Genomic DNA, 21,847 nt, shown 5'->3' on the forward strand with positions numbered 1-21,847 from the left:
GGATACGTGAAGGGTTAAGTCTGATTCCTATGGAGTCAGGCTTTTTATCTCTTTAATTTTGAATCTAAAAGTCCCCCTAACTATCAAATCGTCATATAATTCCACGTGAGTTGCCTTAATGTAGTCCCTTTAATGAAACGTTTCGAATTTCACACTTATAATTAAGCCACATTATATTCAGTATTTGTAAGCGTTCTATTTTCTTGTTTACGGAAATGGGAAAATTATGATAACATATACACGAAACGTTTCGAATCCATTTGAAGGGAGAAAATCATGAAAAAAGTAAAACAATTCAGCTTCATTTTAACTTTTTGTCTGTTAGCTAATCTAGCTTTAACTCCTATGGCTTCAGCAGGTGACTCAAGCAATTTAATTGGATTTCGAGCAGAATTGAAAGCGATTGCATATAAAACCTATACGTTTTTTGAGGACTATACGGATCAGAATACTGGCTTGACTTACGATGAAGTACGGCACACTGAAAACGGGATAGAAGAAGCTAAACGTACCTCGCCCACAAACATCGCAATGTATATGATGAGTACCGTTTCAGCGCAACAATTGGGCATTCTTTCTAAGAAAGAAGCTGTACATCGCCTGCAAACAACAATAAATTCCCTCGAAAAGTTAGAAAAGTGGAACGGCCTATTTTATAACTGGTATAACACGGATGACGGATCAGTGAAGAAAGATTGGGGCCAATTTATTTCCCAAGTCGATAATGGCTGGTTATCCGCTGGTTTAATTGTTGTTGGGCAAGCCTATGAAGAACTTCATGGGGAAACAAGCAAGTTGGTTACAAATATGAATTATACTCCGCTATATGATCCTGAAGTCGGCCAATTCCGCGGAGGTTATGATGTGGCTAAAGGCGCGCTGACGGACCACCATTATGGGATGTTTTATACGGAACCACGTGTAGGCAGCTATATTGCTATTGGGAAAGGTGATGTTCCTCAAGATCATTGGTGGAAGATGTATCGCACATTACCTCAAGAATGGGGTTGGCAAGCTCAGATTCCTCAAGGCAAATCCGTTAAGTACGATGGAGTGGATGTGTTTGAAGGAAGTTATGTATACAAGGATAAAAAGTTCGTACCAAGTTGGGGAGGTAGTATGTTTGAAGCTCTTATGCCCGGTATGGTCATAAAGGAAAAAGACCTGGGTACTCAAGCTTTGGGATTGAACAACCAGCGTCATGTCGAATTGCAAATCGAATATGCCAAAGAAAAAGGGTATTCCGCATGGGGCTTCTCACCTTCTGCCACTCCGGCAGGTTACAGTGAGTTTGCAGCAACGCCGTTAGGTACCTCAGGTTACAAAGATGGAGCAACGGTAACAGCACATGCAACATTCCTTGCTCTGGATTATGCCCCTGAAGCTGTTCGAAAGAACATTAAAGCTTTAAAGAACTTCAAAATGTTTGGCAAATATGGGTTCTATGACTCAGTCAATGTTGAAACGGGAGAACTTGCAAAAGCTTATCTGGCACTGGATCAAGGGATGATTATGGTGTCGATCGCCAACTATCTTCAAGATGGCGTTATACGCGATTATTTTCACAGTGATGTGATAGGGCAGACGCCAGAAGAATTATTGAAAAAAGAAGTGTTTTCCATTCAATGAAGGAGAGGAAAACTTGCCACACCGAATTGTGCAAATGGAACGAAGCAGAGTGTTTTCTGCTTCGTTCCATTTGCATTTGTCGACCATCTGGCCTTTTTATAGTTAATTGGTCAATCACTAGCGCCATGGCTTACCGTTTACTTGATGAAATAGTCATCAAAACTTGAAGACAATGCAGATTGGAGAGGTAAATAACAGCAAATGTTCGCCTTCCTGCTTGGTGATCACAATATGTATCTTTTGCAGCGTGAAGAGAGGTTCGTAATTCACATATTTACAGCCTTGCTCTTTCTGCAACCATCTTCATCAGGGCTGAACGGAAAGTACCGCAATAGCGCGGTTTTACACATCCTAAACATGACAATGCAGAAGCTACATATTTACTGTGTCATCTTAGTTTCACTATACTTCGGATTGTAAGCGTTACCAAAATAAAGTCAGCAAGAATGCAAAGCAGCAACATCATCGTATCTAATGAAAAAGACATAGAAAGGAGTGGGAGAGTGAAGGAGAGTCACACTGTAATATCCGTAAGTCCTTCATTGAAGAAGAACTCTCTTGGCAAAAGAATTTGGAAAAACTGGGAGCTTTATCTGTTCATGCTTCCCGCGTTGTTGTATTTCCTTGTTTTCCATTATGGTCCGATGTATGGCATTCAGATTGCTTTTAAGAATTTCGTACCTTCAAAAGGAATTACAGGCAGCGAATGGGTTGGTTTTGACCATTTTGAACGGTTCTTCAATTCTTATTTTTTCTGGGATCTGCTCTGGAACACATTCAGTATCAGCTTCTATGAACTTGCCATCGGATTTCCCTTGCCTATTATTCTGGCGCTGGCCTTCAACGAAGTTCGCAACGGCCCGTTCAAGAAATCGGTCCAGACGGTGACCTATGCACCTCATTTCATTTCTGTAGTTGTCATGGCAGGTATGATCATTACCTTTTTATCACCTTCCAGCGGAATGATTGTTCGGTTCATCGAGTTCATTGGTCTTGAACCAGCACAATTTTTGACTGATCCCGCATGGTTTAAGACAGTGTATGTATTCTCCGGCGTCTGGCAGAGCACCGGGTGGGGAACCATTATTTATCTCGCGGCTCTGTCAGGGGTAGATCCCCAGCTCCATGAAGCGGCCATTATGGATGGAGCAAGCCGAATTAAACGGGTGCTGCATATCAATCTGCCGACGATATTACCCACAATTACGATCATGCTGATCTTAAATATGGGTAATATACTGGGCCTTGGCTTCGAGAAGATTCTGCTGCTGCAGAATTCACTCAATATGGAAGCTTCCGATGTAATATCCACCTATGTATACCGCGCCGGTCTGGTAAACGCCCAGTATAGCTTCTCAACGGCTGTGGGATTATTCAACTCGGTAGTCAACGTTATTTTGCTTGTTACGGTCAACCAGATCGCCAAACGCACCAGTGAGAACAGCCTCTGGTAGAAAGGAGTTGAAGTCTATGGTTACTGCGATGAAAGAATCCAGGGGGGACAAGCTTTTTCTGATCAGCACTTATATTTATTTAGGTCTTTCACTGCTGGTTGTTCTCTATCCGCTCATCTATATTCTCAGCGCTTCAATCAGTTCACCGCAGGACGTCAATTCGGGAGCAATGTGGTTGTTTCCGAAGAATGTAACATTGGACGGCTACAAGCTTGTATTTGAGAACCCGAAGATATGGAGTGGTTACTGGAACACAATTATTTACACGGTGGTGGGGACTCTGCTCAATCTCGCCGTCACTCTGCCGGCCTCGTATGCGCTCAGCAGATCTGATTTTGTCGGGCGCCAGTTGTTCATGGGCCTCATTCTGTTCACGATGTTTTTCAGCGGCGGAATAGTGCCGACGTACCTGCTGGTCAAGAACCTTGGACTCATGAACAGCATGTGGGCATTGATTCTGCCGGTGGCCGCTTCAGTCTGGAATATCGTGGTGGCCCGCACCTTTTTTCAGACGACCATTCCAAAAGAACTTCAGGAAGCAGCGCACATTGACGGCTGTACGAATCTAAAGCTGTTCATTCGCATTGTTCTACCGCTGTCGGCACCGATTGTAGCCGTTATGGCCCTGTTCTATGGGGTGAGTCACTGGAACAGCTACTTCCCGTCCTTGATCTATTTAAATGATGAAGCGAAGTATCCGCTACAGATGGTTCTGCGTCAGATCCTTGTCCTTCAGGAAATGACGGCCGAAACTACGGGCTCATCAATCAACGGCGAGGTGGCGACCGCCATGAATAATAAGGCAGAAACGGCATCGCTGATTAAATATGGAGTCATTGTGGTCTCCACACTGCCCATCGTGGCAATCTATCCGTTCCTGCAGCGTTACTTTGTTCAAGGGGTCATGATAGGCTCTGTTAAAGGCTAAACAGTTAAAATGTGATGATAACAAGGGAGGAATTATGAATGCCGACCACACGCAAACCATGGAAGATTCTGCTATCTTCGGCTTTAGTTCTTACACTACTGGCAGGCTGCAGCAATTCAAACGAAGGTGAAGCGAACAACAATCTCGGAAAAGTCGCTGTGAACAATGAAGGTTTCCCGATTGTTAATGAACCCGTTACTCTGTCGCTTATGGCGCCAGATGTAGGGATTCAGAACTGGGAGAACATGGCGGTGCTTCAGCAGATGCAGGAGAAGACCGGTATTACGCTGGAATACAAGAATGCACCGAAGGACAGCTTCGAAACCAAGAAAAATCTGGTGCTCGCCAGTGGGGATTACCCGGATATCCTCTATGCTGCCGGTTTGACAACTGCAGAGCAGATGAATTACGGAGAGCAGGGTATCCTTATTCCACTGGAGGATCTGATTGATGAGTATGCTCCGAATTTCAAGGCGCTGCTGGAGGAGAATCCGGATGTCCGCAAATCAATCACTGCACCGGACGGTCATATCTATTCCTTGCCGGTAGTAGAACTTAGCCAGCACTGGTATCGCAATCCGATGTGGTATAACGGGGATTTCCTGAAGGCACTAAATATCGATAAACTTCCCGAAACGACAGAGGAGTTGTATACCTATCTGAAACGTGTGAAAGAGGAAGATCCAAACGGTAATGGCATAGCCGATGAAATTCCAATTTCTTCGGTGACCACACCCGCTGCGAACCTCCGCGATATTCGTACATGGCTGCTTGGAGCTTTCGGCATTTATGAAGAAGAAATTTATGTGGACGACGCAGACAAGGTGCATTATACACCGCTTGAAGAAGGCTACAAGGAATATCTGACCTACATGAACCGCCTGTGGTCTGAAGACCTACTGGATCATGAGAGCTTCTCACAAACAGCGGAGCAAAAAAAGGCCAAAGCACAGAACAATCAAATCGCCCTCTTTTCGGACTGGCATGCCTACATGAGCAAAGGTGGAGAGCCTTCGACGGCAGATCCGATGTTTGCACCTGTCCACAGTGAATCAGTTGCTGCTCCAGCGATTGCAAAGAACAGGGGGATTACAAGCGGCGCTTTTGCTATCACGCAGAGTAATCCTGCGCCGGAAGCCTCTATACGCTGGGTGGATTATCTCTATTCCTATGAGGGTGCCATGTTCTTTAATAAAGGTCCAGAGGGCATTCTCTGGGAGTACACCGATAAAGAGAACCGTGTCAAACAGTACTTGCCGGTACCAGACGGCAAGGAAATGGAAGATTATCGAGCAACGCTGACACCTAACTACGGCATTCCCGCTCCAACCCTGTCCATGGATGATATTAATAAGGGGCTGAAGACAGACTTTGACCTCTGGGTAGAGCAGGAGACCAAGCAGAAGCTTCTTGATAAAGGGGCACGAATTCCGTTCCCAACGCTGTTCCTTACCGTGGAAGAGCAGACCGAAATCAGTAGCCTGAATTCTGATTTGAAGACATATGTGAATCAGATGGAGGCGAAATTCATCACCGGAGCCGAGCCGCTTACGGGCTGGGACAATTATGTGGCGACTGTCAAAAAAATGGGCGGAGAGCGTATGGTTGAAATCAACCAGGCTGCATATGATCGCTGGAAATCCGTCCCTGAACATTAAATGCAGGAGGAATAGACATGCAAATCACGAGACATCCGAATAATCCCATTGTTGTCCCGGGCGGTTATGAATGGCGCAAGGTTACGGTTTTCAACCCTGCGGTTATCATCGATAACGGCAAATTTTATATGATTGAGCGCACCGCTGGTTCCCTAACCCCATGCAAAAATTACTTGGGCCTGCTTGAGAGTGAAGACGGGGTGAACTTTACCCACGTGAAGGATGAGCCGATTGTGACACCTGATATGCTGGGATTCCCTTATGGCAGTGTACAGGACCCGCGGATTGTCAAAATTGACGGAACTTTCTATCTGAACTACGCCCTTCGCCCCTGTGCTATGAGTTACTATCCTACCGGGGCAGGCGTCCCCCTTCGCTCTATTCCGGAATATCCGGACGGGTGGGGGGACGAGGAGGGACATTGGTTAACCCGGTCCTCCATCTTGAAATCAGATAATCTGCTGGACTGGGAGTATGTGGCGGACACGACACCTCTTGATATTAATGACCGGGACAACATTCTGTTCCCCGAGAAAATAGGCGGTAAATTCGTACTGCTGCGCCGCCCAGAGGAATATGTGGGAGAAGCCTACGGTACGGATAAGGCGGCCATGTGGATTACCTACTCCGAGGATCTCGTGAACTGGGAAGAGCCCAAGCTGCTAGCTACCGCTCAGAACCTCTCCTGGGAATCGCGGAAGATTGGTGGCTCTACGCCCCCGATACGTACGGACAAGGGCTGGCTGGTGCTCTACCATGGTGTCGATGAGGACATTGTCTACCGTGTGGGGGCCATGTTGCTGGATTTGGAGCAGCCGGAGAAAATCATTGCCCGGACGCATCATTTTATTATGGAGCCAGAGACGTACTATGAGAAATTTGGGTTCCAAATCCCAAATGTCATCTTCCCGACCGGAAATGTGGTCAAAGATGGACTGCTCTATATCTATTACGGGGTAACAGATACGGCGATTGCTCTTGCAACAGTTCCCCTGGATGAGCTGGTGGAGCACATTCTCCAGGAAGGGCAGCAGCAAAATAAACCATAAAATGAAGCTGTATCTTCAAATATAAGAATGTAGTACAGAAAGGGGTGGAAGCTCGCCAACTTAAACAGGTCTTTTCGTAGTAACCCCTCTCAAGGCATGTTCCTTGCGATACTGCCCTGGCGTCAGACCGATTTCTTTTTTGAACTTGCGGATGAAATTTGGCGCATCCATATAACCGACTTGCTCGATAATTTCTTTGAGCGGTGCGCTAGTGTTCTCCAGCAACCGGATGACCTCATCCATACGCCGCTGCCAGATATATTGTGAGAAATTGCTGCCGGTCTTCTCTTTGAAGCTCCGGCTTAAATAAGAAGTTGAAATGGCAAATTTAAGCGCCACATGCTCTAGACTGATTGTGTAGTCTGCAAACTGTTGATCCACGTAAGCCAGAACGTCATCCATTAATGTTGACTCGCTTGTCTTCGTATTTAGCTCCACCTGTGCGCAAATGTCAGCGGCCAGACTGAGCAAACGACTCTCCAGCTCTTCAAGTGTTTCGAAGGAGGTCAATTCAGGCATATTGGCGAACACTTCGTTCATACCAAGCTCGGAGGCGGTGCGTAGAAAAGCGTTCAGCAGATCAAAACAGATGCAGCGCAGTAGATGAACCTGCAACGGCTCGTCTTTGATCGTATGAATGGTATCGGCAATCATTTGGACAGCTACTGATTCGTTGCCCTGCTTTAGACTCTGCTCCAGTTTCAGCATGGATTTGCGCGGAATCCAAAAGCTCTCGGTAGCAGAAGGATTCAGCTCTGCAAGCTGCTCGAAATAAGTCACCTGACCGCTGCGCCGGATGATCCGGTGCTCCAGAGCTGCAGCGGCTTCAATGAAGGATTGGTTAAGCCGGGCCAAGTCCCTATAGACCATGCCGACACCTATACTCAGAGATAGCTGCGAGTGCTCGCGGATCACCGTTTGAATGGCTTCAATGACCTGTTCCAGTTGGCTTTGAATCGGCTTGTCAGTATCACCGGGAAGTGAAATAATCAGGGCAAACTGGTCCTTAACCGAGAATTCTACACCGAAGATCTGAGCGCCGGTACCCGGGAAGACATACATTGCTGAGTATATCCTGCAACAGATGGCGTTCCTGCCAGGACTTGCCGCCGGGCACAGTATCATCCCAGGACAAAATAGCCGAGAAATATAGCCCTTGTCCTTGAGGATGCCTGAATCCTGCGCTAAGGATCATTTGTTCGATCTCCGGATCATCCGGCTTGCCGTGCTTGAGTAACAGCAGCATGCACTGATTGCGGACAAAGGGCTCCTGAAAATCAATTTTCACACTGTAATTGTGGAGGGTCTGGCGTATCCATTCCCATTCATTGCGGAGCTTGGGAGCATCATCGCCGCTGCCTTTCATCTTGTCCATTAAATCCCTAATCGGATGGTACTGGCGTTTGGCTAACAGCAGCGCAGCAGCTATGCCAGTAATGACGGTAATACAGAAGACGATCAGGACGAGGGTCTGGACATGGGCGACACGGCTGAAAAATTGGAAGCTTGGCATCGTGGTCACATAGGTCCAGCCATTTTCTTCAGATTGGACTGAAACAACGGAGTATTGTTCTCCATCCATCTTCAAATTGTGAATACCGGGCTCAAGTGTAGCTAAATTCTCAATTTCGTCCTGGGGGAGGTTGATGCCATGGCTGTTCGCGGTCAACACCTCTCCGGAAGGACTGAAAATATAACTGCTTCCTGAAAAATCACTCAAAATCGAATCCATGACCCCGGTAAGGTTGGATTCTTTCATTAAATAAATAACGGTCCCATATGGAAACGGGTCATTCGGTTTAACGGGCACAAGCATGACAAGCATCGACTCCATTCGGGAATTAACCTTCACGTTCTCAGCGGGACGGACCAGGGGCTGCCTAGTTTCATTCAAGTCCTGCCGCAATTCTTCCGGATTCCAATGCTCGAACTGATAGAGACTATCAAAGGTGACATCAAGATTAGCCAGACCACGGTATGAATAGATGTTGGCATCGTTATGGAAAAAGAGAAGCAAATCCTCTGCAATGCTGCTGCTAGCTTTGTAATTGGCCAGCGCCTGAATCGCCTCCAAGCTATAATAGGGATGCTGTACCATATAAGGGGTCAGGTGTTTGTCATAGGCGATTCTCCCCGCTATTTCCTGAAGTTCATTCATACGGTTATCTATAGTGCTCTTCACCTGGTTAAGCTGATTGACATTTGATTGTTCAATCTCTACACGCAACCCTTTGACAGCGTTTTCATATACAAAAATAGTTACACCTGTCAGAGGGATAAGAAATATTAGAATGTAAGAAAAGGCATATTTCAGCAGAAGCCTTGATTTGAAATGATTCCAGCTGAACTTGAATCTGTTGAGCAGGGATGGCTTGAGTGCCGAATTTGCCATGAAGCAGTCCCTCCAGTGTTAGATATTCGGATTAAAAATTTTGAATTAAAAATCAGTGTTCTCTTCTGGATTACTCTTGTGCTAGTATAAACATTATAACATTATAATCTTTAGAATAAAGTAGCTCATCAGGCTTATTTTTGACGATTTGGAAGTACAGATTTCATGAATCATTTTTTGAATTTTGCCTGTATACCGGGGTTGAAAAGGAGATGGGATGAGTGGGCACAGAGAATGTGCTGCGCAATCTGCAGCTTGTTGACGGGCGAATTATGGATATCGCCATTCAGGACGGGATCATCACTGCCATTACACCGCCAGGCCAGGCTGAAGGAGAAAATGAGCTGGATTGTTCAGGGTTATATGTGTCCAGTGGGTGGATTGATCTGCATGTACATGCCGTCCAGGAGCTTGATCCCTATGGCGATGATATCGACGAAATTGGTGTGAAGCAGGGGGTAACAACGCTTGTAGATGCCGGAAGCTGCGGTGCAGATCGAATTGGAGCTTTCTATACCGCAAGACTACAGGCTGCTACACAAGTATTTGCTCTGTTGAACATTTCAAGCATCGGGCTCGAACGGACGGATGAACTGTCGCAGTTGGAATGGATTGACCGGGCAAAGGTCCTGGAGGCGGCAGCGGCTTATCCTGATTTCATTGTTGGTCTGAAAGCCCGCATCAGCCAAAGTGTCGTCAAAGACAGCGGCATACAGCCACTCAAGTTGGCACGCACACTCTCGGAAGAAACGAAGCTTCCGCTCATGGTTCACATCGGTTCTGCTCCGCCCGCGATCTCTGATGTGCTCGAGCTACTACAGTCGGGCGATGTAATCACCCATTACCTTAACGGCAAGTCCAACAATCTGTTTCATGCGGACGGCACACCGCTGCAAGAACTGCTGGATGCAGCTGCTCGGGGAGTTCATCTGGATGTGGGGCATGGCACAGCGAGCTTCTCCTTCCGGATTGCAGAACAGGCCAAGGTTGCAGGCATTGCGCTGAATACAATCAGTACTGACATTTATCGAGGCAACCGTATGAATGGTCCGGTATACAGTATGTCGAATGTGCTGACGAAATTTCTGTACCTCGGCTACAGTCTGGAAGAGGTCATCCGTGCGGTTACAAGAAGTCCAGCGGAGTGGCTCGGTAAGCCGGAGCTCGGGCAGATTAGGGTGGGACAGCAGGCGAACCTGACTTTGTTTTCCCTGGAAGCAGGCGAAAAGCAACTTGAGGACTCGGAAGGTGATGTCCGGGTCACGCAACACTATATTGAGGCTAAAGGAGTCTATGCTAATGGGTCACTCATTACAGGCTAAATATGGATTGAAGCGTGTTATTAACGCCAGTGGAAGAATGAGCATTCTTGGCGTTTCCGCACCAACGGATTCAGTCATGGATGCGATGAAACAGGGCGGACAGCGTTACGTGGAAATTGCGGATCTTGTGGACAAATCCGGAGAATATATTGCACAGTTACTTGGTTCGGAAAGCGCGGTTGTGGTGAACTCCGCATCCAGTGGTATTGCACTGTCAGTGGCAGCCATTGTGACTGCCGGAGATCCGCGTCTCAGCCTTCGTCTGCACCAGGAGCCGATATTGAAAAATGAAATTATTATGCTAAAGGGCCATAATGTGCAATATGGAGCGCCGGTCGAAACCATGATATTTCTTGGCGGCGGCCGGGTAGTGGAAGTCGGGTATGCCAATGAAGGCCGCAAGGAACATATCGATCAGGCGATCGGTGAACACACTGCAGCCATTTTTTATGTTAAATCCCATCACGCTGTCCAGAAGAACATGATTTCTGTGGAAGAGGCCTGGGAGGTTGCACAGCGTAGAGGGGTGCCGCTGATTGTTGATGCGGCAGCGGAAGAGGATCTGCACAAATATATCCAACTTTCGGATCTGGCCATTTACAGCGGTTCGAAAGCTATCGAAGGCCCTACTTCCGGCATTGTCGCTGGCAAAAAGACATACGTGGAGTGGCTTAAGGTACAGCTACACGGGATTGGCCGCAGCATGAAGGTTGGTAAAGAGACCGTTTTTGGGTTACTTCAAGCGCTAGATGAATACCAGGACAAAGCGGATAATAGTGAACGAGAGAAGCAGATGCTGGAGGCTCTTCAGCCACTGGATAGACTTCCTGGTGTTTCGGTCCGCATCGTGCAGGATGAAGCCGGCAGATTGATTTTCCGGGGGCGCGTCCAGATTGATTCCTCTCTTGCTGGGGTGGATGCGAAGAAAGTGAATGACCAGTTACGTGAAGGCGTAATTGCGGTATATACCCGAGACTATGGCGTCAAGCAGGGTTATTTCGATATTGATCCAAGGTCGTTACAAGGGGATGATATGCAGGTCATCGTCAGCAGATTACATGAAATCGTGGGAGGTAAACCAGAATGAGTCATATTCAGCAGTTCCTGTATAAGAACAGGGCCGCAATTAATGTATTGGCCGGGAGTATCGGGAACGCCAAGGATGTGTACGAGGCTGCGGAAGGATATGTACTTATTGGTGTGCTCTCCAAAAATTATGCTACGTCGGAAGAAGCTGTAGTCGCCATGACTGAATATGGTCAGGCTATTCAAGATGCCGTATCTATCGGACTCGGGGCCGGAGACAGCCGTCAGGCTGCAGTTGTGGCGGAGATTGCCGCCAGCTATCCGGGAAGCCATATCAATCAGGTATTCCCTGCAGTCGGGGCAACCCGTGCCAATCTGGGACCTAAAGATAGTTGGATTAACTGCCTCGTATCTCCGTGCGGTCAGCCAGGTTATGTAAATATATCGACTGGCCCCATCAGTTCAGTAACCACTCCGCAGGCCAATGTTCCGGTTCATGCCGCCATTGCACTGGTTCGTGACATGGGAGGGAACGCGCTCAAATATTATCCGATGCAGGGGTTGAAGCTGGAAGAGGAGTACCGTGCTGTTGCCAAGGCTTGTGGAGAAGCGGCTTTTGCTCTGGAGCCTACAGGCGGAATTGATCTGGACAACTTTGGACCCATTCTAGAGATTGCACTACAGGCAGGCGTACCTCGGGTTATACCACATGTCTATTCTTCAATTATTGAGTCTCAGACCGGGAGTACGAACGTACAGGATGTCCGTAGACTGCTCGAAACAATGAAATCGCTGGTGGACCGGTATGCCTAGGGTTGCTGCTTTTGGTGAAGTGATGATGCGGCTGCAGGTTCCGGGCTACGAAACGCTGGTCCAGAGCAGCAGGCTGGAGTATTCTTTTTCCGGTAGCGGGGTAAATGTAACGGCAGCACTAGCCAGATACGGCCATAACGGTGCTCTTATTACAACTTTGCCGGAAACTCCGGTGGGCGAAGCGGCTATCGCTTATCTGCGCAAGCTGGGGGTGGATACCTCACTTATTAGCCAGGGCGGTAAACACCTTGGAATGTACTTTCTGGAGAATGGCTTTGGAGCCCGCCCTGGCAGAGTTACTTACACAGACCGGCTGGGCAGCAGTTTCAATACCGCGGACGCAGACAATTATGATATGAAAGATCTTGCCTCCCGAGTCGACGTTCTTCATTTATGTGGCATTACGCTGGCTATGAATGATGGCGTGCGCAAGCAGATGAAACGGCTTGCTGAGGAAGTGAAGAGTGCTGGGGGTAAGGTTGTGTTTGATTGTAATTACCGTCCTGCATTATGGGGGACAGATGGTTATGTCAAGGCCCGCCCGCATTATGAGGAACTGCTGGGGCTGGCAGATCTGGTGTTAATGAATGAGAAGGATGCGAAGTGTATTCTTGGCATCGGAACCGGAGAATATGATAGAATAACACAGATGAAGCAAGCGATTCCTGAAGTTGCAAAGCGATTCGGAATCGGAACGGTAGCAGGAACTCACCGTGAGATTAACGCTGACCATACGCATTCCTTGACAGGATATATCTATCATCAAGGTACGTTCGTATTTTCCCGCAAGCTGACGTTCCCGGTGTATGACCGGATCGGTGCCGGCGATGTATTTGCTAGCACCATCATCCATGGGGAATTGCAGCAATATCCACAGGAACATACGGTTAATATGGCAGTGGCGGCAGCGATGCTGGCCCATACCACTCAAGGTGATACAGCGCTTTTTACCGAGAATGAGGTGCTCCGGGCGCTGTCGGACCATACCTCAGATATTGAAAGGTAGTGAACAGTGAGTGTCTCTGAAGCGCAAGCAAGGTCCTTTATATCAGCAAATCCAAAAAATTCTCAAAGATCGGATTCTACATGGAGTATATCCTCTCGGAAGCATCATCCCCTCCGAACCGCAGCTGGAGAAAGAATTTGGCGTCAGCAAAATGACAGTCCGCGGTGCGGTCCAAGAGCTGTCCCAGGAAGGTTACGTGCAGAAAAAAAGCGGTGTTGGAACGATTGTGTTGCGCAATACCTCTCATCAGAAGCTCTCAAAGGGCAAACGGTTTACGGAGCTGCTCGTAGAAGAGGGCCATAAGCTGGAAAAGAAAGTTCTGAATTCCCGTTTACTCACCAATGATACCGGAACGGAGGAATATGGTCGCTACGGGCCGTATTGCCAGCGGATTGAAAGGCTCTACACTCTTAACGGACAACCTTATATTCATCTGATACACTTTTTGGCAGCAGCTGCATTGCCCGGCGGGGGCAAGGAAGAAATGAATGGAGACATCCAATCGCTGTATGACTCACTGGAGGAGAACAACATTTTGCTGGAGAACTTCAAAGACCGTTTCTTTGTAGAGCCGGCAGCTCCTGAGGTATGCCAACTACTGAAGATCCACCCGGGGACGCATGTGCTTAAGCGCCTCCGTAACTCCTTCGACGGAGAAGGCAGATTAATTGAGCACAGCATCGGCTGTTATAACACGGAACATCATCATTATCTGGTTAATTACGACACTTGAGGTCGGCGGTGCAAAAAGAGGGTCCTGCCATTTTCATAACAGGACCCTTTTTGCGTAAACTAGAAATCCCTCAAACGATCAAATACCTCATATAATTCCTCGTGATTAACCTTAATCAAATCATCTTGACGCAGTTCCCAATTCTCCTGTAACTGATTCAGTAACTCCGTTAGAACAACATAAATCTCTTCACGCTCAACAGTTTCAATAAAGCCGGTCTTGGCATCCATCTTGTTGAAGGTCTGTGTGTAGTTCTCAACCATGGAGACGAGTTGTTTGTGCATAGCTTCCTGATTGTTAAAATCTTGACTTAATTGACGGATTTCCTTCAAGCACTGTTTGTACAATTGAGCTGCTTTTTTGGCGTGAGCTGCCTTAATGTGGTCCCGCCCATCCCAATCCCGAAAGGGATTGTTCAGGTTCTCCGCAAGCCATTCCGGTTTGCGTGCTTTGGTGATTTCCATATCAAGTCCGGCAGCAGCGGATTTTTTATATCTTGTTTTGATCGATTTGGCTGCATCGGCAGGCAGGCTGGTTAGCCACAGCGTAGCCAATTTTGGAAGTTGCTCTGGATCAGGGAATTGTTCACCTTTGAAGCCGAACAGGTCATATGTAGTGAAGGTTTGCAAATTTGCCAAATGCTGAATCGACTCTATATGGGATACATTGCCGGGTTTACCCCACAATCGTAACTCTGAAAGCTCAGGATAATACTGCACAAGTGGCTCCAGATTGAGTTCCGTGATATCTCTGATATACAGACCTTCAAGTCGCGAGATACCCGTAACCTGTGGCAGGCCCGATGGAACATTGAGAGTGATGCATTTACCCTCTTCATAAGCCGCGATACGCAGATCAGGAGACAGCTCACCTGTGAAATTCAGACTTTTCATCTTTGTGTTCAAAATTAACTCCTTCAACCCGCTGACATCCACAATAAGTTTGGTCAGATGACTGTTGCTGATATCCAGCATCGTTTGACCATGATGTATGATATGAAGTTCATTAATGAACGGGTTGTCTTCTATAAATGTAAAGATCGATTCCGTATATCCATCCATTTCAATATGTGTCAGACAAGGTAGTTTTGCGAGTTCGGCTACATCTTTAGAAGATCTAGGGCTGAAATCGCGGAGTGTACTCGTACTGCGCCGCATTACACGATCGCCAACCATGACTTCTTTGTCATCATCCGCAGCTTGTTTGAACTGCGCTCTTCGGATCGCATCGATACCTTCCCATTCACGCTGGAGATATAGACTTTCTCCGATCGGCCAGCCTCCCCCATACGTATTTGTTTCCTCGGTGTAGAGAGGAGGGATATTGCCTGCAAGCACATACTGTGAAGGGACATTAGCACTCACGAAACTATGGGCAAGTCGGTCATTCCAGAAATAGAAATTACAGATCAGCGGTTTCATCTGATGAAGCTGCATTTCATTAGGCAGTTGATCACCAGTCCAATCCAACTGAAGGACCGAGGCAAGCGTGTTGGAAGTTTTACCCTCCGTTTCTTTCAGTCCAGTTACCTGACAGGCTGTATATTGTTGTAATTTTTCGACATACACGCAGTACACATCTCCAACATTGGGGATCATGTTATGCTCCTTTCGTTCTGCATCAATCGATGCTAAGCTACTTGTAAACCAAGTATTCTGCAGAACTAATAATAGATGAATTATATCAAAGTCATTCAGAGACTACCATTTTGGGATAGAGCCGAATAGGCTTGAATACTTTTATAAAAAGGAACGATGTCTATGGATACAAGTATGAGCCGTAACAAAAAACTGGGTGAGTTCTTGAAATCGCGGAGAAGCCGCATTCAACCGGAACAAGTTGGATTGTCAGGATCTTATGGACAGCGAAGAAAACCCGGTCTACGGCGGGAAGAAGTAGCGGTATTGGCTGGTGTCAGTGCGACGTATTACACGTGGCTCGAACAGGGTAGGGAGTTGGCGGCTTCACGAGAAGTGATGCAGAGTATAGCGGATGCGCTCCGTTTAACCCTGGAAGAGAAGAGTCATCTATTTGACTTATGGGACCCTAATACGGAACATGAATTCCTTGCTTCGTATTCGCAACTGGAGCCAGGGTGGCATAGTATTATTGGCCAGTTGACTCATCCTTCCTTTATTACCAATGAACGTTCTGAGGTACTTGCCTGGAATGAAGCTGCAGATACGAACCTTTTCAACTTCTCGTCGATGAATGTGAATGATCGTTTAATGATGCGGATTTTATTTCTGGATACAGCGCTCAGGGAGCGTATGCACAACTGGGATGAATTCGCGCGGCACTCGGTAGCCGTATTCCGTACGTATTATGACAAGTATCCGAGTGATCCCGAATTTAGCAGAATCGTGAAACAATTGAGCGACGAAAGTGTAGACCTGCACCAAGTTGAGTTAAAACAAGTCAATCGTGTCCTGCTTGAAACGACGGATCGGGCAGATGGCGTTGTGCATGCATATGATATCTTTTCCATGAATAATCTGAACAGCCAATCAGGCATTCATTGTTGTATTTACGTTCCTGTTGCCATATAGAAAGTTAATCAAACTGGTAATTTCTTTACTAGCATAAACAGAGTGTGGTTGGGGTCTCGGGAGTGAAATAGAATGAACTCAAGTTCATACGTTTCTAGTTAACGTTTCTATTTCAAGATGAAAAGAGGGAGCCTCATGCTCATAACAAGAACACTGGGAAATGATAAATTACGAATATCTGCGCTTGGCCTGGGTGTGATGATGATGCCGGATAATGACGAATCGGTACATACCATTCAGGGTGCGCTGGATGCAGGAGTTACCATGTTTGATACGGCGGACCTGTACGGAGAGTATGAAAAACAGCGATTTGGAGGGAATGAAAAGCTGCTTGGACGCGCGCTTCAAGGTCGAAGATCCAAGGCAATCATTGCCACCAAATTTGGTATAACACACACGCAGGGTCCCAAGGGAGATCCAGCCTACATCAAAAAGTCAGTAGATGCGAGTCTCTACAACCTGGGAATGGATTATATCGATCTCTATTATCAACATCGTCCTGATCCGAATACACCCATTGAAGAGACGGTAGGCACACTTGCCGATCTGGTTCAACAGGGGAAGATTCGATATATTGGTTTGTCCGAAGCGCCAGTAGAGATCATTCGGCGTGCACATGCTGTTCATCCGATTACAGCGTTGCAGACCGAATATTCATTATGGAGTCGAGAGCTTGAGGATGAGATTATGCCTGTCCTGCATGAATTGAACATTGGCTTGGTTCCATACAGCCCATTGGGACGTGGTTTCCTGACAGGTCAGATCCGTTCTATAGACGATCTCCCGGAAGATGATTATCGTCGTCACTATCCGCGTTTCCAAGGTGAGAACTTTCAGAAAAATCTGGAGGTTGTTGGATTGATCCAAGAGATGGCTAAGCAAAAAGGATGCACGGTCTCTCAACTTGCTCTGGCCTGGTTACTTGGAAAGGGAGAACATATCGTTCCGATCCCGGGGACTCGCAACCTGGAAAGAGTTCACGAGAACTTAGGAGCGTTACAGGTTTCGCTTACGGATGATGAGATGAACCAGATAGATCACATATCACCCCAAGGCATTGCAGCCGGAGGCAGATTCCCTGGTCAAGTCTAGTTCGTTTATACATGATTCTAAGAAACCTAATGTTCAGGATTAAAAACAATATATAACATGTGTCAACGGTATTATCTTTCTATTCTCCGGCATACAGTACAACAATGAGATGTATGCCCAAGGAGGAGAAATGATCGTATGATAAATCCGATTTTACAAGCCCCGAATGTTCCGCTGGCAGCCGATTCCAATGCGGTTGTCAATTATCAGAGGGATTCACGCAACTATGTAACCCAGTTGTTTGGAGAACAGCTGCCGACCATTGCAAATGGTTTCTTCAACGTGTACTTAAGCAAAGGAATCATTGTGCAGCCGCACTGGCACACCAATGTTACGGAGATGGTTGTGGTCATCACCGGTGAAGTTACAGCTTCAGTCTTCAATCCGTTTACGCGTGAACGATTGACATATCGTCTGAAACCAGGTCAGGTTGTGGTATTTCCGAAAGGCTGGTTTCACTGGTTTGTCGCTGAGACAGATGATGTATATGTATTAACAATCTTTGATCAACCAACGCCTGATATTGTGTTTGGAGCGGATTTCTTGGCAGCTACACCGCCGGAGGTGGCTCACCGGGCGTACTGTTTGGATGAAGAGGCATATGCGAGAGCTGTTGCGTCTATTAAAAATGATGCGATTCTAGGCCCCCCAATAGGGTGTGATACACAGGTTTCTGATCAATCGACTTCACCTTCCAAGACGTCTGTGTCACCCTCCTAAGCTGAAATCTTAATTCAAGATTTCCTTATTTATTGTCAAAGTACACAGCCTGTAACTGGAGAATAACAGTTGCAGGTTTTTTTGATGTGCCGATGTAATGATCGTATGATAAAAATTCAAAATGCCTGAGTCAGTGTGTTACGTTCTCTGTTAGTATAGTATGAACATCCAACAAAAACGGAGGACTCATAAATGAACATGTCAGAAATGGATACGCTTGAAACTGCAATGAGTTATGCACCTATTTTGATGTTTGACAGAGCCGAACCCTTTTATCCTGATTTTGTTGGCATTTCTGTGTTGCATCAATCTGGGCCTTCACTATCGTTCAGACGGGATATTAAGTTTCCGACCGAGGCAGTACAATACGTAATTGAATATGCAATCTGGTGGGATTATGAGATTGGACATCTGTATGAAATGGAGCATGTATGGGTTTATGTGGGTCATGACGGAGAGGTAGTAGATTGTGAAGCCAGTTTTCATGGAAAGGTGCTCCGCGGATTGTTGAAGGGGCGGGTCAATGTGGTTGGACATCATGTATGTCTGTACTCGCAGCCTGGCAAACATGCTTTCTCACCACTTCCGGTTGTATTTGAGTTATTGCCAAACCTGTATAGTGCAGCGGGTGCCGAAGCTGGATGTGATGGGCTACTTGTGAATGAGTTGTTTCAAGATTATTTTGAAACGAATGAACAGATCGATGCTCAGGTAGAGCGTTATCTGCAGACCAAAGCGTTTATACCTACCATGGAGTTCGAAGAATATTTACTAAAACCGGAGATGTTCATGACGTGGGATAATCTGTTTGATATTATTCCGCACAGGATTAAGGACCGCTTAATTGAACTGGAGCAGTTATATAACACATAAGTAATTAGTTTTAAACGGGTTTTATGTTAATTTAAAGTATATTTTTTCGCTTCAAAACCAAACTTTGTTGATTCGGGTTTGGTTTTTTTTATGGGAAAATGGACTCAGTATGAGTAAGCATTTATTAGACTTAAGTCTTGAAATGTTGAGTGTGTACAGCAAAATACATAATTTTTACGCATGGAAAATGATATTTGTTAGACGTAAGAACTATACAACTTCTTATGTAAATATAAGAAGATCATGTCACATGAAAATTTGTATGGAGAATGTATGTGTAAGTTAAAGCAGAATGTTGATTATACGTATATATGTAAGTAGAAAAAAGAAAATTAATAGGTAAAAAGTATAAATTATATTAAAAAGAAGATTCTTTATATCTGAAATAAAAATTCATAATAGTGCAAATTTATAGAAATAAAAATCTCCTATTCAGTTTTAATATATTTATGTCGAAATACATCGTAAGTTGTCTGGAGCGCGACCTAGAGAAAGGGTTTACCAAGCGTTATATACATAACTGGACACTACGATGCCTAGGAGGAGATTACATGAAGTGGTTTGGGAATTTGAAAACAGCAACAAAGATTATCTCAGCGTTTTTAGTTGTGTCGATAATCCTTGCGGCGCTTGGCGTCTACTCTGTAGTAACATTGAGAAGTACGAATGAACGAATGCAAGAGATGTATAACAACAATCTAATCTCTGTAAAAGAATTATCCTCTGCTCAGATTGATTATCAAAGAATGCGTGTGAACGTGCGTGATTTAAGCTTCGAAACCGTCGAAACCGAAAAAACTCGGATCACGGAGAACATCGCTTCGATCCGTCAGAGTGTGAATGATCGCCTGACCCTCTATCGTCCGCTTGCAACAACCCCTGAAGAAATAGAGTTACTCCGTAATTTTGATGCGGAATATCCAGGATATTTAACAATGTTTGAACGAGCAACTAATCTGGCTGTCGCAGATGATCAAAGTGCCTTTAATACCTACCTTGAAATTGAGCTTAAACCACAAGGGGACAAAATTGTTGAGCTCCTTACCAATTTGATCGACCTTAATGAAAGTTTGGCTGAACAGGCGAATATACAATCTCAGGCTGCCTATTCACAAGCATTTAAAGTAACGATAATTCTTGTGGTTCTGTCCGTACTCTTCAGTATTTTCATTGGATATATCATCTCTCGCTCCATTTCGAGGCCACTCATGGCTATGCTGGGTATAGCTACGGAAGTTGCCAACGGAAATCTGACCCTTAAGTCAGACATCTCCAGCAAAGATGAAGTGGGTCAACTAGCCGCGGCACTGAATCGGATGGTCGATAATCTGAAAGAGTTAATTAACAATATCGTGATGAACTCCCAAAGTGTTGCTGCTTCTTCAGAACAGATCTCAGCCAGCACACAGGAAATTGCGAGCACCAGTACGAGCCAATCCAGTGAGGCGGGAAATATCTCCGAATTGTTCAAGGAGCTTTCACTTGCCATCAACTCCGTCGCTGCAAGTGCGGAAGAAGCGGCTGAACTGTCCAACGATACGGTGAAGGCTGCTCGTGAAGGTGGACATGTTGTACAGACTTCATTGGAAGGTATGCAAGCTGTTAATACAAAAATGACCAAGCTTGAAGATGATTCTCGTAAAATCGGTGACATCATTGAAGTGATTGACGATATCGCTGAGCAGACCAATTTGCTCGCGCTGAATGCTGCAATTGAAGCGGCACGTGCCGGAGAACAAGGACGAGGATTCGCCGTAGTAGCAGATGAAGTCCGGAAGCTTGCCGAACGAAGTGGCGAGGCGACCAAAGAAATTACAGCCATCATCAAAGCAATGCAGGAAAATACGAGACAAAGTGTGCAAGCCGTAGCAGCCAGTGTTGAGCAGTCTTCCATGACTGGACAGGCGTTTGATCAGATCATTGATATGGTCAATAACTCTTCACAGAAAGTAAACGAAATTGCTGCTGCATGTGAAGAAGAAGCAGCCCAAGCCGCAGAGGTGATGAGCTCTGTTGAATCCATCTCGGCTTCCAGTGAGGAATCCGCAGCAGCGTCTGAAGAGACAGCGGCAACATGCCAGTCTCTGGCACATCTGGCGGAAGAACTGGCGAATTCGGCAGCTGCCTTCAAAACCCAATAAACCAATTGAATTGAGGGTGAATTGATGTCTTCACTTCAGAAGGAACAATATATTGAACTGTCTGTAGGTGCAGAGACCTGCGCCATTCGAATCGAAGAAATTCACGAAATTATTAAAATGCTCAGCATTACAGATATCCCATTCAGCCGCCCAGAGATCAAAGGGGTAGTTAATTTGCGTGGCAAGGTTGTATGTGTGATGAGTCTGCGGAACCTGCTGGGTATGCCGGATGAACCGGACACTAGAGCAACTCGAATTATCGTAGTTCGACATCAGGAAGAATATATTGGCTTGATCGTGGATCGTGTGAACAAGGTAACCACATATTCCGAAATACATCCGCCAACCGGCGGATATGGTCGTAACCGTGAAGGTTTATTCCATGGTGTGGGTCAACAGGAAGACAAGCTTGTGGGCATTTTGAAACTGGACGAAATATTGGGCGGTTAGGGAGGTATATAC

19 protein-coding genes are annotated in these 21,847 nt (G+C 46.1%); 16 read left to right on the plus strand and 3 right to left on the minus strand.

All coding sequences use genetic code 11. The annotated features are described in order from the left end of the window. The first annotated feature begins 276 nt into the window (after nt 1-276). The 5 genes from QF041_RS01690 (at nt 277) to QF041_RS01710 (ending at nt 6,718) form a co-directional block, all read left to right on the plus strand. Nucleotides 277-1,629, plus strand: coding sequence for a glucoamylase family protein (locus tag QF041_RS01690; protein ID WP_307411131.1), 1,353 nt, complete (start codon nt 277-279; stop codon nt 1,627-1,629). Nucleotides 1,630-2,132: 503 nt separating this feature from the next. Beyond that, the gene (locus QF041_RS01695) at nt 2,133-3,083 is read left to right on the plus strand and encodes an ABC transporter permease (protein ID WP_373461250.1); all 951 of its coding nucleotides are present in this window, start codon (nt 2,133-2,135) and stop codon (nt 3,081-3,083) included. Nucleotides 3,084-3,099: 16 nt separating this feature from the next. Beyond that, nucleotides 3,100-4,011: a carbohydrate ABC transporter permease gene (locus tag QF041_RS01700; RefSeq protein ID WP_124116320.1), complete on the plus strand. Its 912-nt coding sequence runs from the start codon at nt 3,100-3,102 to the stop codon at nt 4,009-4,011. A 38-nt stretch (nt 4,012-4,049) separates the two neighbouring features. Beyond that, nucleotides 4,050-5,669 (plus strand): extracellular solute-binding protein, encoded by a 1,620-nt coding sequence (locus tag QF041_RS01705; protein ID WP_307411133.1) that lies wholly within the window; start codon nt 4,050-4,052, stop codon nt 5,667-5,669. A gap of 17 nt (nt 5,670-5,686) precedes the next feature. After that, nucleotides 5,687-6,718, plus strand: a complete 1,032-nt coding sequence (locus QF041_RS01710) for a glycoside hydrolase family 130 protein (protein ID WP_307411137.1) — start codon at nt 5,687-5,689, stop codon at nt 6,716-6,718. A gap of 60 nt (nt 6,719-6,778) precedes the next feature. Here QF041_RS01710 and QF041_RS01715 read toward each other — a convergent pair whose 3' ends face one another. Both QF041_RS01715 and QF041_RS01720 read right to left on the minus strand, forming a co-directional pair. Next, nucleotides 6,779-7,780: a helix-turn-helix domain-containing protein gene (locus QF041_RS01715; RefSeq protein WP_307411140.1), complete on the minus strand. Its 1,002-nt coding sequence runs from the start codon at nt 7,778-7,780 to the stop codon at nt 6,779-6,781. Beyond that, a complete protein-coding gene (locus QF041_RS01720) occupies nt 7,725-9,110 on the minus strand; it encodes a cache domain-containing protein (protein ID WP_307411144.1) in 1,386 nt (461 codons plus the stop codon). Before QF041_RS01720 ends, QF041_RS01715 begins: the two co-directional genes overlap by 56 nt. Nucleotides 9,111-9,382: 272 nt before the next feature. Here QF041_RS01720 and QF041_RS01725 point away from each other — a divergent pair, with 272 nt between their 5' ends. The 5 genes from QF041_RS01725 to QF041_RS01745 are packed head-to-tail and all read left to right on the plus strand — an operon-like array spanning nt 9,383 to nt 14,010. Beyond that, nucleotides 9,383-10,432 (plus strand): amidohydrolase/deacetylase family metallohydrolase, encoded by a 1,050-nt coding sequence (locus QF041_RS01725; protein WP_307416869.1) that lies wholly within the window; start codon nt 9,383-9,385, stop codon nt 10,430-10,432. After that, nucleotides 10,410-11,519: a DgaE family pyridoxal phosphate-dependent ammonia lyase gene (locus tag QF041_RS01730; RefSeq protein WP_307411147.1), complete on the plus strand. Its 1,110-nt coding sequence runs from the start codon at nt 10,410-10,412 to the stop codon at nt 11,517-11,519. The genes QF041_RS01725 and QF041_RS01730 overlap by 23 nt, the downstream gene beginning before the upstream one ends. After that, nucleotides 11,516-12,271 carry a 2-dehydro-3-deoxy-phosphogluconate aldolase gene (gene dagF / locus QF041_RS01735; RefSeq protein ID WP_307411152.1) on the plus strand — a complete coding sequence of 252 codons (756 nt, stop codon included), beginning with the start codon at nt 11,516-11,518 and terminating at the stop codon, nt 12,269-12,271. Before QF041_RS01730 ends, dagF begins: the two co-directional genes overlap by 4 nt. Then, complete coding sequence (locus QF041_RS01740) at nt 12,264-13,277, plus strand: sugar kinase (RefSeq protein WP_307411155.1); 1,014 nt, start codon at nt 12,264-12,266, stop codon at nt 13,275-13,277. The genes dagF and QF041_RS01740 overlap by 8 nt, the downstream gene beginning before the upstream one ends. 10 nt (nt 13,278-13,287) lie before the next feature. Continuing rightward, entirely contained in the window at nt 13,288-14,010 is a 723-nt protein-coding gene (locus tag QF041_RS01745) for a GntR family transcriptional regulator (protein ID WP_307411159.1), read from the plus strand. A 59-nt stretch (nt 14,011-14,069) separates the two neighbouring features. Here the strand turns inward: QF041_RS01745 and QF041_RS01750 are convergent, their stop codons facing one another. Next, nucleotides 14,070-15,608, minus strand: a complete 1,539-nt coding sequence (locus tag QF041_RS01750; protein WP_307411162.1) for a hypothetical protein — start codon at nt 15,606-15,608, stop codon at nt 14,070-14,072. Between the two features lie 162 nt (nt 15,609-15,770). On the opposite strand from QF041_RS01750, the gene QF041_RS01755 reads away from it, so the two are divergent. From QF041_RS01755 to QF041_RS01780, 6 genes are all read left to right on the plus strand, one after another. After that, nucleotides 15,771-16,559, plus strand: coding sequence for a helix-turn-helix transcriptional regulator (locus tag QF041_RS01755; RefSeq protein ID WP_307411164.1), 789 nt, complete (start codon nt 15,771-15,773; stop codon nt 16,557-16,559). Nucleotides 16,560-16,694: 135 nt separating this feature from the next. After that, entirely contained in the window at nt 16,695-17,651 is a 957-nt protein-coding gene (locus QF041_RS01760; RefSeq protein ID WP_307411167.1) for an aldo/keto reductase, read from the plus strand. A 138-nt stretch (nt 17,652-17,789) separates the two neighbouring features. Further along, nucleotides 17,790-18,371: a cupin domain-containing protein gene (locus QF041_RS01765; RefSeq protein WP_307411169.1), complete on the plus strand. Its 582-nt coding sequence runs from the start codon at nt 17,790-17,792 to the stop codon at nt 18,369-18,371. Nucleotides 18,372-18,563: 192 nt separating this feature from the next. Then, entirely contained in the window at nt 18,564-19,244 is a 681-nt protein-coding gene (locus QF041_RS01770; RefSeq protein ID WP_307411172.1) for a hypothetical protein, read from the plus strand. 551 nt (nt 19,245-19,795) lie between these two features. Continuing rightward, complete coding sequence (locus QF041_RS01775; protein WP_307411175.1) at nt 19,796-21,385, plus strand: methyl-accepting chemotaxis protein; 1,590 nt, start codon at nt 19,796-19,798, stop codon at nt 21,383-21,385. A gap of 24 nt (nt 21,386-21,409) precedes the next feature. Then, nucleotides 21,410-21,835, plus strand: coding sequence for a chemotaxis protein CheW (locus QF041_RS01780; protein ID WP_017687852.1), 426 nt, complete (start codon nt 21,410-21,412; stop codon nt 21,833-21,835). The last annotated feature ends 12 nt before the right edge of the window (nt 21,836-21,847 follow it).

Origin of the sequence: Paenibacillus sp. W2I17 (assembly GCF_030815985.1) — a bacterium.
Lineage (GTDB): Bacteria > Bacillota > Bacilli > Paenibacillales > Paenibacillaceae > Paenibacillus.

Bases quoted from the DNA above. Each gene is read 5' to 3' on its own strand.
- QF041_RS01690 (WP_307411131.1), top strand. From the start codon at position 277: ATGAAAAAAGTAAAACAATTCAGCTTCATTTTAACTTTTTGTCTGTTA.
- QF041_RS01700 (WP_124116320.1), top strand. From the start codon at position 3,100: ATGGTTACTGCGATGAAAGAATCCAGGGGGGACAAGCTTTTTCTGATC.
- QF041_RS01705 (WP_307411133.1), top strand. From the start codon at position 4,050: ATGCCGACCACACGCAAACCATGGAAGATTCTGCTATCTTCGGCTTTA.
- QF041_RS01710 (WP_307411137.1), top strand. From the start codon at position 5,687: ATGCAAATCACGAGACATCCGAATAATCCCATTGTTGTCCCGGGCGGT.
- QF041_RS01715 (WP_307411140.1), bottom strand. From the start codon at position 7,780: ATGTATGTCTTCCCGGGTACCGGCGCTCAGATCTTCGGTGTAGAATTC.
- QF041_RS01720 (WP_307411144.1), bottom strand. From the start codon at position 9,110: ATGGCAAATTCGGCACTCAAGCCATCCCTGCTCAACAGATTCAAGTTC.
- QF041_RS01725 (WP_307416869.1), top strand. From the start codon at position 9,383: ATGGATATCGCCATTCAGGACGGGATCATCACTGCCATTACACCGCCA.
- QF041_RS01730 (WP_307411147.1), top strand. From the start codon at position 10,410: ATGGGTCACTCATTACAGGCTAAATATGGATTGAAGCGTGTTATTAAC.
- dagF (WP_307411152.1), top strand. From the start codon at position 11,516: ATGAGTCATATTCAGCAGTTCCTGTATAAGAACAGGGCCGCAATTAAT.
- QF041_RS01740 (WP_307411155.1), top strand. From the start codon at position 12,264: ATGCCTAGGGTTGCTGCTTTTGGTGAAGTGATGATGCGGCTGCAGGTT.
- QF041_RS01750 (WP_307411162.1), bottom strand. From the start codon at position 15,608: ATGATCCCCAATGTTGGAGATGTGTACTGCGTGTATGTCGAAAAATTA.
- QF041_RS01755 (WP_307411164.1), top strand. From the start codon at position 15,771: ATGGATACAAGTATGAGCCGTAACAAAAAACTGGGTGAGTTCTTGAAA.
- QF041_RS01760 (WP_307411167.1), top strand. From the start codon at position 16,695: ATGCTCATAACAAGAACACTGGGAAATGATAAATTACGAATATCTGCG.
- QF041_RS01765 (WP_307411169.1), top strand. From the start codon at position 17,790: ATGATAAATCCGATTTTACAAGCCCCGAATGTTCCGCTGGCAGCCGAT.
- QF041_RS01770 (WP_307411172.1), top strand. From the start codon at position 18,564: ATGAACATGTCAGAAATGGATACGCTTGAAACTGCAATGAGTTATGCA.
- QF041_RS01775 (WP_307411175.1), top strand. From the start codon at position 19,796: ATGAAGTGGTTTGGGAATTTGAAAACAGCAACAAAGATTATCTCAGCG.
- QF041_RS01780 (WP_017687852.1), top strand. From the start codon at position 21,410: ATGTCTTCACTTCAGAAGGAACAATATATTGAACTGTCTGTAGGTGCA.